The organism is Streptomyces sp. NPDC006207 (genome assembly GCF_040613835.1).
GTDB lineage: Bacteria > Actinomycetota > Actinomycetes > Streptomycetales > Streptomycetaceae > Actinacidiphila.
The window spans coordinates 24,986-38,548 of the sequence record NZ_JBEXSX010000030.1; the positions used below are offsets into that span (position 1 = coordinate 24,986).

Annotated in this window: 16 protein-coding genes; 9 read left to right on the forward strand and 7 right to left on the reverse strand. The window is 64.8% G+C overall.

The annotated features are described in order from the left end of the window. Positions 1–6 precede the first annotated feature (6 nt). Positions 7–453, reverse strand: coding sequence for a GNAT family N-acetyltransferase (locus tag ABZ312_RS23700; protein WP_500438704.1), 447 nt, complete (start codon positions 451–453; stop codon positions 7–9). Continuing rightward, entirely contained in the window at positions 392–1,633 is a 1,242-nt protein-coding gene (locus ABZ312_RS23705) for a helix-turn-helix domain-containing protein (RefSeq protein WP_500438705.1), read from the reverse strand. Before ABZ312_RS23705 ends, ABZ312_RS23700 begins: the two co-directional genes overlap by 62 nt. Before the next feature lie 138 nt (positions 1,634–1,771). On the opposite strand from ABZ312_RS23705, the gene ABZ312_RS23710 reads away from it, so the two are divergent. The 4 genes from ABZ312_RS23710 (at position 1,772) to ABZ312_RS23725 (ending at position 4,379) form a co-directional block, all read left to right on the forward strand. Then, a complete protein-coding gene (locus ABZ312_RS23710) occupies positions 1,772–2,182 on the forward strand; it encodes a recombinase family protein (RefSeq protein ID WP_500438706.1) in 411 nt (136 codons plus the stop codon). A 297-nt stretch (positions 2,183–2,479) separates the two neighbouring features. Beyond that, on the forward strand, positions 2,480–3,331 hold the full coding sequence (locus ABZ312_RS23715; RefSeq protein ID WP_500438748.1) for a radical SAM protein: 852 nt from the start codon (positions 2,480–2,482) through the stop codon (positions 3,329–3,331). Positions 3,332–3,340: 9 nt separating this feature from the next. Continuing rightward, positions 3,341–3,517 (forward strand): hypothetical protein, encoded by a 177-nt coding sequence (locus tag ABZ312_RS23720; RefSeq protein WP_500438707.1) that lies wholly within the window; start codon positions 3,341–3,343, stop codon positions 3,515–3,517. A gap of 70 nt (positions 3,518–3,587) precedes the next feature. Then, positions 3,588–4,379 carry an aminoglycoside phosphotransferase gene (locus ABZ312_RS23725; protein ID WP_500438708.1) on the forward strand — a complete coding sequence of 264 codons (792 nt, stop codon included), beginning with the start codon at positions 3,588–3,590 and terminating at the stop codon, positions 4,377–4,379. Between the two features lie 7 nt (positions 4,380–4,386). Here the strand turns inward: ABZ312_RS23725 and ABZ312_RS23730 are convergent, their stop codons facing one another. Next, a complete protein-coding gene (locus ABZ312_RS23730) occupies positions 4,387–4,998 on the reverse strand; it encodes a GntR family transcriptional regulator (RefSeq protein WP_500438709.1) in 612 nt (203 codons plus the stop codon). Between the two features lie 933 nt (positions 4,999–5,931). On the opposite strand from ABZ312_RS23730, the gene ABZ312_RS23735 reads away from it, so the two are divergent. Continuing rightward, positions 5,932–6,318 carry a DUF4240 domain-containing protein gene (locus ABZ312_RS23735; RefSeq protein WP_500438710.1) on the forward strand — a complete coding sequence of 129 codons (387 nt, stop codon included), beginning with the start codon at positions 5,932–5,934 and terminating at the stop codon, positions 6,316–6,318. A 206-nt stretch (positions 6,319–6,524) separates the two neighbouring features. Here ABZ312_RS23735 and ABZ312_RS23740 read toward each other — a convergent pair whose 3' ends face one another. Continuing rightward, complete coding sequence (locus tag ABZ312_RS23740) at positions 6,525–6,911, reverse strand: hypothetical protein (protein ID WP_500438711.1); 387 nt, start codon at positions 6,909–6,911, stop codon at positions 6,525–6,527. A gap of 519 nt (positions 6,912–7,430) precedes the next feature. Here ABZ312_RS23740 and ABZ312_RS23745 point away from each other — a divergent pair. Next, positions 7,431–8,909 carry an RNA-directed DNA polymerase gene (locus ABZ312_RS23745; RefSeq protein ID WP_500438712.1) on the forward strand — a complete coding sequence of 493 codons (1,479 nt, stop codon included), beginning with the start codon at positions 7,431–7,433 and terminating at the stop codon, positions 8,907–8,909. A gap of 14 nt (positions 8,910–8,923) precedes the next feature. After that, positions 8,924–9,403, forward strand: a complete 480-nt coding sequence (locus tag ABZ312_RS23750) for a hypothetical protein (protein ID WP_500438713.1) — start codon at positions 8,924–8,926, stop codon at positions 9,401–9,403. 115 nt (positions 9,404–9,518) lie between these two features. On the opposite strand, the gene ABZ312_RS23755 is transcribed toward ABZ312_RS23750, so the two are convergent. Then, positions 9,519–10,343, reverse strand: coding sequence for a Hint domain-containing protein (locus ABZ312_RS23755; protein WP_500438714.1), 825 nt, complete (start codon positions 10,341–10,343; stop codon positions 9,519–9,521). Between the two features lie 67 nt (positions 10,344–10,410). Continuing rightward, positions 10,411–11,037, reverse strand: coding sequence for a hypothetical protein (locus ABZ312_RS23760; RefSeq protein ID WP_500438715.1), 627 nt, complete (start codon positions 11,035–11,037; stop codon positions 10,411–10,413). A gap of 638 nt (positions 11,038–11,675) precedes the next feature. Here ABZ312_RS23760 and ABZ312_RS23765 point away from each other — a divergent pair. Further along, on the forward strand, positions 11,676–12,122 hold the full coding sequence (locus ABZ312_RS23765; RefSeq protein WP_500438716.1) for a hypothetical protein: 447 nt from the start codon (positions 11,676–11,678) through the stop codon (positions 12,120–12,122). Between the two features lie 93 nt (positions 12,123–12,215). Here the strand turns inward: ABZ312_RS23765 and ABZ312_RS23770 are convergent, their stop codons facing one another. After that, positions 12,216–12,680 carry an NUDIX hydrolase gene (locus tag ABZ312_RS23770; protein WP_500438717.1) on the reverse strand — a complete coding sequence of 155 codons (465 nt, stop codon included), beginning with the start codon at positions 12,678–12,680 and terminating at the stop codon, positions 12,216–12,218. 18 nt (positions 12,681–12,698) lie between these two features. On the opposite strand from ABZ312_RS23770, the gene ABZ312_RS23775 reads away from it, so the two are divergent. Further along, entirely contained in the window at positions 12,699–13,478 is a 780-nt protein-coding gene (locus ABZ312_RS23775; RefSeq protein WP_500438718.1) for a GntR family transcriptional regulator, read from the forward strand. Positions 13,479–13,563 lie beyond the last annotated feature (85 nt).

Genomic DNA, 13,563 nt, shown 5'->3' on the forward strand with positions numbered 1-13,563 from the left:
CGGTCGTCACAACGGGAGCCGGTACACGACCTTCCCGCCGTTCACCGGGACGCCGAGGGCCTTATAGAAGCCCAGCGCGGTCGGGTTGTCGGTGTCGGCCGTCCACTCGAGCCGGGTGCAGCCGAGCTCATGGGCCGCGGTGCGGACGGCCTCGAGGAGAGCCCGGCCGACGCCGCGGCCGCGGGCCTCGTCCCGGACGTACAGCTCCTTCATCCACGCGCTCGTGTCGGCGCCGGCCGCGGGCCAGAGCAGGGAGAAGGAGGCCATGCCGAGGACGTCCTCGCCGTCACGGGCGAGGAGCACAGTGGCGGCCGGGCGGGCGCCGAAGAGCGCGGCGCGGATCTGGCCGACGTCGCCGGGGGCGTACGCGCCGCCGTAGTAGACCTCAATCTCACCGATGAGCCGGGAGATCTCCTCGGCGTCCTTCTCCGTCGTCGGCGTCACCTGAACCATTGATCATCCCCGCCCTCTCGCCGGGCGGGAGCGCCAGGATCTCGCGCAACACCCGGACCTCACTGACCGCTTGTGCCTCGGGCACCCTAGCGGCCACTTCCCGGGCACGGAAGATGATCAGTGCCGAGCGGTGAGCGGGCGGCAGGCTCACGATGGTCTCGGTGGCCAGAGCGGCGGCCGCGGCCGCGTCGCCGCCGTGGGCGCGGCACATGGCCTGGTCGAGGCGGATGAGAGTGCGGTCGGTGTGGTCGCTGTCCGGGTACAGGCCGAGGGCCCGCTCGTGCTGCTCGGCCGCGCGCGGCACGTTCCCCAGGTGGGTCCACGCGTTGCCCGAATGGAAGGCCAACTGCGCCTCGCTGTACCCGAAGGCCGAGCCGATGCGCTGCTCGGCGGGAAGCCGCTCCAAGGCGGCCTCGGCGGCCTCGAGGGCGGCCGCGGTCTCCTCGCCGTGGCCGAGCTGGGCCAGGGCCCGGGCCCCGAGCGGCGCGGCGAGGGCGGCGCCGACGCAGGGCAGGCCGCCTGCGTAGTGCTGGGCGCGTGCGGCGAGCTCGACGGCCCCATGGAGGTCGCCGGAGTAGTAGAGCTGGTACGCCTCCTGCGCGTACATCCATGCGAGGGTCGTGCGGTCCTCGCCGGCCGCGGCCGCGGCCCGGCCGGTGCGCCACCAGTCGCGAGCGGCCGGATCGCCCAGCTTGAGGAGCGTGAGGGCCATCAGGCCGGCCAACTGTGCCAGGCACTGGACGAGGCGTCGCCGGGTGGGCTCGGGGTGACGGTGCGCCAGGACCTGGCGCAGGTCGCCGATGTCCGCCAGGAGCTCCGGCAGGAGTTCGCGCTCGGGCCGGTAGCGGGTGGCGCGGCCGTGCCGGGCGACCGTGTACGCCCACTCGTCCAGGCACGTCGACGACACCGGCCCGGCCGCGAGGGTGTCCCGGAGGTCGTGCTGCAGGGCGGCGACCTGCTCGAGCGGCCGCAGGCCCGGCCTCATGGCGGCAAGCGCGATCAACTGGCCGTTGGCGTGGAGCGCCTGATCCAGCGCGGCCGCCATGGCCGGTGTCGGCCACCGCCGCCCGTTCTCCATGTCGGACACGTAGCTCTTGCCGCAGGCGGCCAGTTGCGCGACATCCCGCAGGGACCGCTCACCGCGGAGGCGGCGTAAGGCCTGCCCGAAGGTCTCCGACATGGCTGCTCCTCCCCATGTCCGCCATGTCCGCAACGCAGCGGACAGGAGCGGACGCGGTGTGTATGGGCCCCAACCGCCCTACTCGGCAACGCTACTCCCAAGGACTGATCAACCACGGGGCGTGACGGGAGAAGCGGTGTGGATACGACGGTCAATGAGAACGCGACCACCGCCGCCGCACGACCGGCGCACGCCCCGGAGCAGCCCAGGCGCCGCGCGCTGATCTACGTCTGCATGACGCAGTACGGCGACGTCCACCGGGTCGTCGAGGAGCTCCGCGCCTACGCCCGGCAGCGCGGCTGGGAGATCGTCGGCGAGTACGGCGACCGCCACGGCCTCGCCAGGACCGAGGGCGAGCGCCCGCAGTTCCACTTGGCCCGGGCCGCCATCGCCGCCGGCCACGCCGAGGTCTTCCTGACCTACTACCCGACCATGCTCGGGCTCTGCGCAGGCGAGGCCACCGAGGTCCCGGACTTCGAGCGGTGGCTCGCCACCCATGGCGCCGAGGTCTGCACCGCGTGGCACCCGTGCGTGAAGGAGCACGTATGAGCCGCCCGCCCGCTCCGCCCTCGACGAACCCGGAGAGCACCCCATGCACGCGCTGATCGCCGCCCCTCTCGGGGGCACCCACCTCCTCCTGCGCCCGGGCAGCCCGAAAGCCGTGAAGCTCGGGACCGCCAAGGCCGCCCACTTGCAGAGCCCGCCGCAGCCGGAGAGACGATCCCCGACTGGCTCCTCGGCCCCGTCGCCGCCTCCTGGGGGATCGACCTCGCAGGCCGACAAACAGCCCGCGCGATCCTCTTCCGCGACCCGGGCCCGTACGAGTTCAGCCGCGCCACGTACGAGATCAACCTCGGCTGCGACTTCGACTGCGAACACTGCTACCTCGGGCAGAAGCGCTTCGAGGGCGTGGACCTCGCCGGCAAGGAGCGGCTGCTCCTCACGCTCCGCGACGCCGGTGTGATCTGGTTGCAGATCACAGGGGGCGAGCCGCTCATCGACCCGCACTTCCCGTTCGTCTACGAGCGCGCCCACGAGCTCGGCATGCAGGTCGAGATCCTCTCCAACGGGTCGCGCCTGCGCAGCAACCGCATCTTCAACCTGCTGGCCAAGTACCCGCCGACGAAGCTGTCCCTGAGCGTGTACGGCGCGACCGCCGAGACCTACGACGGCCTCACCAGGAGGCGCGGCGCCTTCGACCGCTTCACGGAGGGCCTGGCACGGGTCGTCGGCGCGCGAATGAACCTGGATTTCAGCCTGATCATCACCCGCCGCAACGCCCACGAGCAGGACGCCATGCGCGCGTGGGCCGACGAGCTCGGCGTCCCGTACCGCGAGTACGCCAACATCTCGCCCACGATCTACGGCACGGCCGAGCCCCTGCCGACCCAGTCTCCCGAACACCTCACCCAGCGAGAGCCCTTCACCGGCTGCCCCGCCGGCGTCACCTTCTTTCACGTCGACCCTCACGGGCGGGCCTCGATCTGCACGGTCGGCCGTGACCCGAACGTCGACCTTCTCGCCGAGGGTGTGGAAGGCCTCGCTCGACTCGGCGGCATCGCCGAGTCCCTCATGCTTCGCACCGGAGGATGCAGCGGCTGCACGCTGTCCGCCACCTGTCGGGTCTGCCGGCCGATGGCGAAGGTCTTCCAGGATGCGAAGGCTCCACTGACCCACTACTGCCAACACGGCACCTAGGAGGACCTCATGGCTCCTGCCCTCGCTCTCGCCGAGCGCCCCGCCGCCCCGGCCGCGCCCGTTCTCGTCGGCCTGTCGCCGACCAGGACCACGCCGGACCCGGACGCCGTCGAGCTGGTCGCCGACGTCGACGCGCTCCTCGTCGGCACGCTGCCCGGATGCAGCGACGACAACCCGTACAACTGACCGCACACCGAGCGGGGCCGCGGCGCACGTCGCGGCCCCTCGGCCCTCCCCAGTCTGGAATCCTCACCTCATGCCGACGCACCGGTACCCCGAGATCCCCGCCGAGGCCCTCGCGATCATCGAGACGCACACCGGGCCCGTGCTCAAGGCCGAGACAGTCTCCACCGGCCTGAACTCCGAAGTCGCCGCCCACATCCACACCGCGGCAGGGAGTGTGTTCGTCAAGGGCCTTCGCCTCGAGCACCCCCGGGTCTGGACGCAGGAACGCGAAGCCGCCATTGCTCCGCACGTTGCCCCGCTGGCCCCTGCCCTGCTCTGGCACACCCAGCGCGCAGGCTGGGACGTCCTCGGCTTCGAAGACCTCGACGGCCCTCACGCCGACTACACCCCCGGCTCCCCGCACCTTGCCCTCGTCGCCAACGCGCTGCAGGCTCTCGCCGCGGTACCGCTGCCCGACCTGCCGCTCAAGACCATGCCGGACCGGATGCGGGCGTACGTCGGCGACGACGCCGAGCAGTTCGCCGGGGACCAACTCCTGCACACGGACTGGAACCCGCACAACGTCTTGGTCGTCGACGACCGGGCCCGGCTCGTCGACTGGGCCTGGGCCGCGCGCGGCGCCGGGTGGATCGACCCCGCACTATGGGTGATCTGGCTCATCGCCTCCGGTCACACAGCTGATGAAGCCGAGCGCATGACCCTCAGGCACACCATGCTGGCGGACGCGCCCGTGCCCTGCCTCGACACGTTCGCGCTCGCGCAGCATCGGCTCTGGGACGAGATCGCCGGCGACGCCCCCGACGAGTGGACGGCCACGATGCAGACCGCGGCCGCCGCATGGCACCGGCACCGCTCCGGATGACCGAGCCTCACCAGCCGATGCGCCAGCGGTCCGCGGGCAGTGTCAGGTCGGCGGTCTCCACCGGGCGGCCCTCGACGTCGTACCGCGTGCGCTCGACGACCAGGACCACTATCCCGACGGCCAGGCCGAGAAGGCCGGCGATGCTGCGGTCGAGGTACCCGGTGGATACCTCGACGTGGTGCGACACGTACAGCCGCGTGGTGCGGCCGCGGCGCCAGGTGGTCATCACCATCGCAGGTCGGCCGTCGGGGTCCAGGAGCTCGACGCGCTCCCGGAGCAGCGTCGTGCCCTCCGGCACGCCCAGCCGATGGGCAATGCAGGCGGATGCCCGAGCGGTCACGTGCTCGGCGTCGCCGCGGCCGTGGGGCCAGGGAGCGTCTGGTCGGACGAGGGTGCGCACAGCGGGAAGGTACGCGACGCGCAGGCGCGCCCGCGGGTGTCCTTCGATGAGCTCCTCGCTGCGGAGCTCTTCGATGGCCAAGCGGACGACCCCAAGGCCGACTTGATACTCCGCGGCGAGGTCCCGCCAGGACGGGATGCGCTCTCCGGGCACCCACTCCCCGGCAGCGATTCGCCGGCGGAGGTCTGCCGCGACGCGCTGGTAGGAGCCGGGCGTCATCAGGACCTCTGACGATTGGCGATCTTGTGGTTGCGAATCGCCAAGCTACTGCCGCTGGCACCGGCTGCTACGTAGCAGTTACCGTTAAGTGATCGGCGATGCCGCAGGGGATAGCAGATTGTCCCGGGACTCGCCTGACTCCCCGCAAATCCGAACAGGCGTCCACCTGTTCGGGCGAAAGATTGCCTCAGGTGACTAGGCTCGACTGGTACACACGTCAATCAACGGGGACGTGAGACGCGCCGGGCGGACCAGAACTGGTGGCCCCGTTCACCGGGTCGCCCGGCGGCGAGCCCGGCCCCCTCCGCGCTACTCGGAGGGGGCCGGTGCCTTCACAACGTCAGTACGGGGCCGAGAAGGTTCCCCACTCGACGAACGTACGCCAGATCGATACGCAGTCGGCCCACAGGTCTGCCGAGAACGCTATTCCCGCCGGGTGCCGGCGGCGAGAGGAATCTGCCCTTGCTTCACGGGAGACGAGGGCTCTCGAGTCCGGCGCTGACCAGGGAAAACACCTTGATTGTCTGGGAGATATTTGGGAGACGCCACGGCGTAGGGCGGCCGTAGTCCAAGCGTTTCCGACCGTAGGCCGACCGTGCCACAAGCGAAAGGCCCAGGTCGCCGAATAGCGAGTGACCTGGGCCTTCGTACGCCTCTGACCAGTTCAGAAGGGTGGGCGTGGACGGTTTCGAACCGCCGACATCTGCCTTGTAAGCCTGGTGGTCCGGGTCATCGAGGCCACGCAGGTCAGAGCGGCTTTTAAGAGACCCCAGCTCAGCCAGTCATCGCGACCGCGACGACCCGCCGTTGTCCGTGGTTGACCGCCCGATGTGGCACGGCTGTGGCACGCCGTCCCTCGTGTCAGCCCCATCCGTCATGCTCTGGAGCGTGGATGAGAACGCCTTCTGGCAGTTGATCTAGGACTGCAAGCCGATGACGCCTGACCCGGATGCGGAGCAACTCGTGGCCGCTCTGACCTCACGGCTGGTCGCGGGTCCATTGGGTACGGTCAAACAGTTCGCAGAGCAGTTGTCGTGGGCGCTGTACCGGCTGGATCGCAGGGAGTACGGGCACAGTCTGTCGGGCGATGCCTTTCTGTACACCCGAGCCGCTGTCGTTGCTGCCGGCCGAGAAACGTACGACCGCGTTCTTCGGGATCCTGCGGAGTTCGAGCCGTTTGCCACTGGCGGCGTATGGGCCGAAAGCTTGCTGTACGTTCCAGATCGGGCGTATGAGCACATCACCGGCGAGGAGTGGGGACGCCGGACGCGCTACTCCTATGAGTCCTACTCCAACACCGCGGGCTGGGCCGGCTCCTAGAACCTCAGCTCTGCTGCGCGCGAACTCACGTGGCGAACTATCGGTGCAGCTGGACACCAGACGCCGACACCTGCCTTGTAAGTTCGATTCCCCAGCCGTCGTCAGCCTGGACAGCCAGTCGCCCGAAAGGCATGGAAGCCATGTAGGAGTGTGGTGACCCGTCGGTATCCGCCCACGTTGATGTCAGCCGGAGATGTCAGGAACTTCTACCAGCCCTGACCCAAGACTGGCTGTAGCGAGGCTGCTACAGCAGAGACCACCCCAAGGCTTCCGCCAATTGTCGCCAGTCCAGTCGTCGCGTTAGGGAAGAGCTCGCGCCCCAGCTGCCTCCACCGCTCCCGAACCACCACCATCTTGAGCTTCTGCCATTTGTGCTGCCGTATGTGGCAACCCATCATGACACCCTTACTGTTGTTGCGGCATGAGCCGTCTCGCCCGAGGGCACCACACCACGCAGGGGCTCGGAAGAAGAAGTACACGGTGGTGATGGCGGAGAGAAGCAGCAGCACACCCGGTCCGAAGTCTGAGGTCAGCCAGCCCACCAGCAGCACGGCGAACACTGCCCATCCCCAGTACTTGCCTATGCCCTTCATGGGCCGGGAACGTATCGAAGCCCCAGCCGGACAGACAGGGAGCATCTGAGGCTCAATGGGCGCATTCGGGGCGCACATGCGGACGAGTGGCGCCCCATCACGCCAGCCGCCCACACACCGGCGGACATGGGTAGGTGCGCAACCTCTCACGGCCGAGACCTGGACAAGGTTCCCGCGCGCCGTCGTCGCAGGTCGACACGGGGGCAACTTCGACGACGGGGAGCCCCCGACCCCGCCAGCTGATCCAGCTCCTAGCGGCCTGCCGGACGCCTCGCTGCGGGTGGGCTTGTCCACAGTTCTCGACTGCCGCATACCGCGTCCCCGCCGGCGGCGGAGTCATCGAGCGATGTCTGCCGTGGTGCCTGAAGGCGGGGCGCACACGTGGATCGACGGAGGTGAGCTTGCCACCAAGCCCCAGCCACGAGTTGGACCCTCGCGAAGCTCCCTGGTGACTGCGACCAAGCGGCCCTGCACCACCTGGCCTGCCTTATTATCTGAGCCTGGGGAGGGGAACCGCACATGGACGACCTGTCAGATCGCCTTTCAAACGCCTTGGACAGCTTGATCTCTGGGCAGGAGTTCTCAGAGATCCCAGATATCGCCGTGTATGACGATGTTCTTAGTCAGTGGGATAAGGGATATCGCAAAGAGCTCGAAGAGTCCATTCGGGACGGCAATTTTGGCCCGCGCCACACAGAAATTATAGATTACCCAAAGAACGACATCGCGGTCCGCCCCTTGGCGCGATTTTCTGCTCCTGATCGGCTGGTTTACGATGCGATGGTATTCGAGATCGCACCCGAGCTAGACAATTTTCGGAGCCCCTCAGTCTATAGCTATCGATGGAATCATCGGGCCGGCAGACCAGTTTTCTGGCGAACTTCCTGGACTCAAATGAGGCGACGCGCCCAAGCTAAGTTGCTGACCAACTGGAAGTTCAGAGTGGCATCGTTGGACGTTTCGTCTTTCTATGAACACATCGACGTTGGCGTTCTGTCTGACGACTTGAGCATGGTCTCCAATAACGAGCTAGCCGTTACCCGAATTGGAACGTTTCTCAAGAAATTTCAGACCATCAATCATGCGTGGGGCCTCCCACAAGGATCGGACGCTTCTGGCATATTGGCGAACGTCTACCTGGCGCCCGTAGACGAGTTTTTGCAGCGCAACGGATTTCCATTTTTTCGGTACTCTGACGATGTGACGATTTTTGACGAAGAGTGGAATTCTCTCAGGGATGTGCTTATTGAAGTAAATAAGCTACTTCGCTCTAAGAGGCTTTCAATGTCGGGACATAAAACAGGAATTCATGAGTTCTGGGAAGCACTCCAAGATCTCCTGAGTGCTGAGAAGGCCTCGATCGATCAGGCGGTCCGCTCCGGAGATCCGGAAGCTGAGCGCGATGTCCGGACCTTCTTTGACGACCTTATTGAAGCAGATAAAATATCTGCAAGTGACCTGAAATTTGCCATCAATAGATTTAGAAATATGGGCGACGACTACGCCGTCGACTGGTGTCTCGGCAACCTGCGTTTTGTTGCTTACGCATCGAGGGAGATATTCGCCTACTTTGCGGAGTGTGGACACAGTCAGCCCCGGATACAGCGTCGTCTCGAAGAATTCTTGCAGTCGGCGGAAAGTGCCAGTTATCCGTACATAGAGCAGCGAGTGTTGAGATACTTCGTGCGACTGGGCATCGAGAGCGAGGAAGTAAAGGGCGCCGCCTGGGACATCATGGAGGACAAGAATCGCGAAGAGTTTCCGCGCGAGTTTGCGGTCCGGTATTTGGGAGGCTTCTCATCCGCATCCGAAGCTCAATTGTTGCGACATAAGTTCGAAAGCGAGGCGAGCATCCCAATGCGTAGGGCGCTCCTAATGGCTCTCTACGAATCAGGAAAGCTCTCTGCAAGGTACCTGGGTGACGTGCAGTACTCGTTGCCGGAATTGCGATGGACGTGCAGCTATCTTGGCGAGAATCCCAAGATCCCGAAGTCATGAGAGTAGGTTAAACCTTGAACGATGATCAGTTTAGCTCCGTCAAGGGCGAACTCGAACGCATTCACGAGAACTGCCTCTACAGTGCGCAGGCATATTTTGAGGCGGCTAAGCGCGCCGAGTTTTGGGGACGGTTGATGGTTTTCATTCCAGCATGCATGTCAGCCATTTCGGGATTCATGTCCACATTGCATAAGAACCCGATATGGGGTGCCATTTCTGCTATAGCGGGAGCAGTCGCCGCAACGGCTTCTTTCCTTGGGGTGACCAAGAAAGCTTCCGACTTTCAATCTTCTGCGCGTTCGTACACTGCCTTGCGTCACAACGTCCAGATGGAGATTGGCTTGCTATCGAAGGACGACTCTTGGGATCACGCACAGGGGATTTTGCGTTCAATGAACGCTGCTTATGTGCAGATCGTGGCTACTGACATACCGGTCACTAATCGCGCTTTTAGTGTTGCGCGCAGGCGCATCCATCAAGGAATGGCGTCATAGTTCGAGACTTCGAACTCCCAAGTTTTGGCGGCAGTGCACGTCCATCCGTTCCGTGGTGTCATCGCTCGTCGAGATGCACGCACCTCCTTTTTCACCGGTGCCCGAGATGTTGATGTCATACAGCCTCAGTTGTAGTTGTGTCCTGACTGCTGCGGCATAGCGACCCCTCGGCAATGAAGGTACGGGTGTTCGTCGCCAACCATACAGTGTGCTGTTCCCCGAGGTGTTCCGTGTACAGGACGCCTGAATCCCCGGTAGTTTTGCCGACCACGGCCCCTTCCCACATTTGTGCAGCTATCGGAAGAAGTCGCTCGGGGCGGAGAGTGCCCAGCACACGGCAGGATGCCCACATTCCGCCATTGATGCGGATATCCGTGAAATCTTTCGGATTCTCACTGATGCTGCTGCGCTTCGTCCAGTCCCGCCTGATCACCTTGATGGCCCACCCACGGCGGCCGCACTCGCTAAGGAACAGATCCAGCACAGGGCCGTCGACTTGCCCAAACCCCACCCAAGAGCCGTGACGGCCGCCAGCGAATGCATGCCCATCGGCGTCCAGGACACCTGCCATCCAGCCGGCGATTCGAGTATTCTCTGGCACCCATGGGCGGCCGATGTTAATGATGCGATGCTTATTTGGAGACAGGTCCTTGCTAGCCACCCAAGCGATCCTGGAGCCGCGGTTGACGTAAGGGAGCCGGACTAGCCATAGGTGTTCTGCGGACGCGATGGATTCTCCATCATCGGTGACCACCCGATAGGAATCAATAGTCCCGCGCTCATTCTGAATTACGATCCCCTTGCGATATCTTCGTCCGCCATTTGCATTCCCGACCCTTACTGTCTCCTCGTCGAAGGAAACAAGTTTGTCCCCAGTCTTGAGTTCGCCTGCCATTTTCCACGTGAGATCGGCGCAGAGAACTAGAGCCTCAGGGTGCATGTGATATCCATTTGTACTCCAATTTGTGTTTCAGTGGCTCCCCGCGAGCATTTGGCCGGGTTGGCGCCTATTCTTCCTCGGCTTCCTGAGACAAATATCTGAATTCCTGGCGCAGGCGTGGTGTTGTCGACTTGCGCCACACCTTGGTGCAGCCCGGAAGTCCATCCACCGGACTCACGATACCGCCATACTCCGTTCCGTCGGGCGCGAGGAAGGAGAATTCAAAAGTGCCAGAGATGGGTGAGGATGCGGAGGAAATTTCCTGCAGTGATTCGTTGTCGATGTCGTAGTTACGCACGATGTGACGTCTCAGGATTTCCTGCGCTTCCTCTGCCGTAATTTCGGCACTCGGAGCGTCTGGGCGAGAACGGGTCTTGATCCGTTCGAATGCCGTTCGGACGGCTGCGGCAAACGCAACCGCACCGGCGCCGCCGGTTATGTCTGATGCGAGAGTGATGGCGTACTCAGCAAATGATCCGGAGGCTCCCCAATTCGTTCGGCTCTCCTGGATGCTGACGACATTAGAAGTTGGATATTCTTTGTGGCCGTCTAGTGTTGCAATCGAGTGCAAGTATTCGGCAATGTCATCGCCCGTGGCGTCGACTTCACCGAGCTCGTAACTCCAGACTTCGCTGGGATAGTGGATAAGTTGATCTACTACTCGAACCGAGATCAAACATTCGGAGACGCGCACTTTTGGATCCCGCAATCGGTTTGCTGGAAGTCAATCCGGTACAGCAGATGGTAGGGCTCAGTCGCGCGCAATGTGGGCAACTTAGGTCGGCGGAGTGGGTTTGGCCGGTGGCCTGCCTGGGCTGGGGCCGGGCATGATCAGGGGGCCGTACGCTTGCCAGCGACTCGGGCAGGCTTGCCCCTGCCCGTAATGTGTCCGAGTGGCCCCCTGGTCTTGCTCGGCGCGGGTCCCGGACCGGGGAGGTGGCTAAAGCCGCGGAGCCGACCGCCCCAGCCACAGCGGGTTTCTCCTGCCAACCCTCCGCCGTCTGGCGGGCGGCCGGCGGCCGGGCCGGAGCGGGGCGCAGACAGGAGCGTCGGCCCGAGGCGCCGGGCCGCGCGCCGCCGCGCTGTGCGCGGCGGGAGCGCCTTGATGAAGTAGAGAAAGTCTTACCGCACAGCATCACTTCATGATCGTCTAGGGCTGACGTCAAGCATCACCCGATGCCAAATCGTCAAGCCTCAACCGAGGCCCGACAGGGGGCCGGTGGGCCTGAGCCCGCCGCACGGCCGAGAACCGCAGAGCAAGGTTCTGCGTCCCTTCTTGCGGCGCCATGGCCTAGGGGTGGTCTAGGGGCGCGAAAGATAGCAAAGGTGATCATGAGGCAAAAGTGGGTGCTCATCGTCGTTCTGGCGTTCCCGATAGCTTTCCTGGGATGGGTTGCCTGGACGTTCATCACGTCGCCCTTCTTCAGCGACCCGATGTCCCAGGCAGAAACCGTCCCGTGCGAGGAGGCCATGCGCTACGCGGACCAGGACGGACTGCCCAAGGGAGCTCGCGACGCGAAGTGCACCGCCCTCAGTTGGCTGGACACGACGTATACGGCCCACTTTACGATCACACGGACGGATCTGGACGCATGGTTGAACGAGGCCTATCCCGGCACCCATCTCACGTCGGAGGACTGCCTCGGGGCGCCGGCAGACGCCTGCGCTCACATCGAGTTGAACCCTCCCGCTGACGGTGGGGCGATGGCGATAGACGTCAGTGTGCGGTACGCCAAGGACTCGACCGCAGTCGTCGATTTCGAGCCGTTCGACGTGTGACCCAGCCAGCGCCGCCGTTCACGCGACGACCGCTGCTTCGCCGGGTTTCATCGGCCGATGCCCCGTGCCGGGCGAACCTATGCGGTCAAAGCACTAGCTGGTGATTAGGTGCTTGCCGTTGTGGCTGCGTACGTGGGGGCCGTTCCCGTCCAGGGCGTCGAGGAGCCGGACCGCGAAGACTTCGGACATGCGCTCTGAGACTTCTTCGGGGGTGAGCCAGTCGACGGCTGTGGACTCGTTGGAGGTGCGTTCGGTGCCGCCTGAGGGCTTGCAGCGGAAGACCAGGGCGACGATGCCGCGGGTGGTGTTCTTGTAGACCCCGGTGAGTTGGTCGACCTCGACGTGGATGCCGGTCTCTTCCCACACTTCGCGCTTCACGCCGTCCTCGGGTGCCTCGTCCAGTTCCAGGACGCCACCAGGGAGCTCCCAAGTGCCGTTGTCAGCCCGGCGGATCGCCAGGAGCCGGCCGTCCTCGCGCACCACGGCTCCGGCCACGGATACCGAGTGCAGCGCTGGCGTCGGCGTGGGCCCCTGCGATTTACTCATGTACAGGAGCATAGGAGGGGGAGAAGGACTATGGGAACCGCGGTAGGAGGGGCGAGGTCGGTGCCTCGGTATGTGGAGATCGCCGATGAGATCGTTCTGCAGATCCGGCAGGGTGTTCTCAAGCCTGGTGACACGGTGCCGAGTGAGTCGGAACTGATGGACCGTTACGGCGTCTCCGGTGGCACGATTCGCAGGGCGATGACAGAGGTCCGCGCGAGCGGCCTGGTGGAGACGCGCCACGGCAAGGGCTCGACGGTCAAGGATCGCCCGCCGGTGCGGCATCGGTCGTCGGACCGCTTCCGTCGCTCGCTCCGTAGGGGTGGCAAGGCCGCGTACCTGGCTGAGTCCGAGCAGTCCGGTGCTGAGGCGAAGGTCAGCGTTCTCTACATCGGGCCCGTGGAGGCCCCGGAGGACATTGCCGAGCGGCTGGGCGTGGAGGTCGGCGCCAAGGTGCTGGCCCGGCGGCGTCTTTACTTCCGCAACGGGACGCCGGTCGAGACGGCTACCTCGTACCTGCCGTGGGACGTGGCGAAGGACATCCCCGAGCTGTTCGCCGAGAACCCGGGCGGCGGTGGCATCTACGCCCGGCTGGAAGACCACGGGCACGAGTTCGCCGAGTACGTCGAGACCTTGCAGGCCCGGCCGGCCTCCAAGGCTGAGTCTTCGGAGCTGGCGCTCAGCCCCGGTGCACCGGTGATCCACCTCATCCGCAACGCGATCACAGTCGACGGTCGGGTCGTGGAGGCGTGCGACACGCTCATGGCCGCTGACCAGTTCGTTTTCACCTATCGCATCCCCGCGATCGACTGACGCTCGCTCAACTCCGCGCAGCCCGCCGTGACTTCTTCTTCGCGGCGGGTTGACTCATGTATAGGAGTCGGGCACTCTTCTTCAT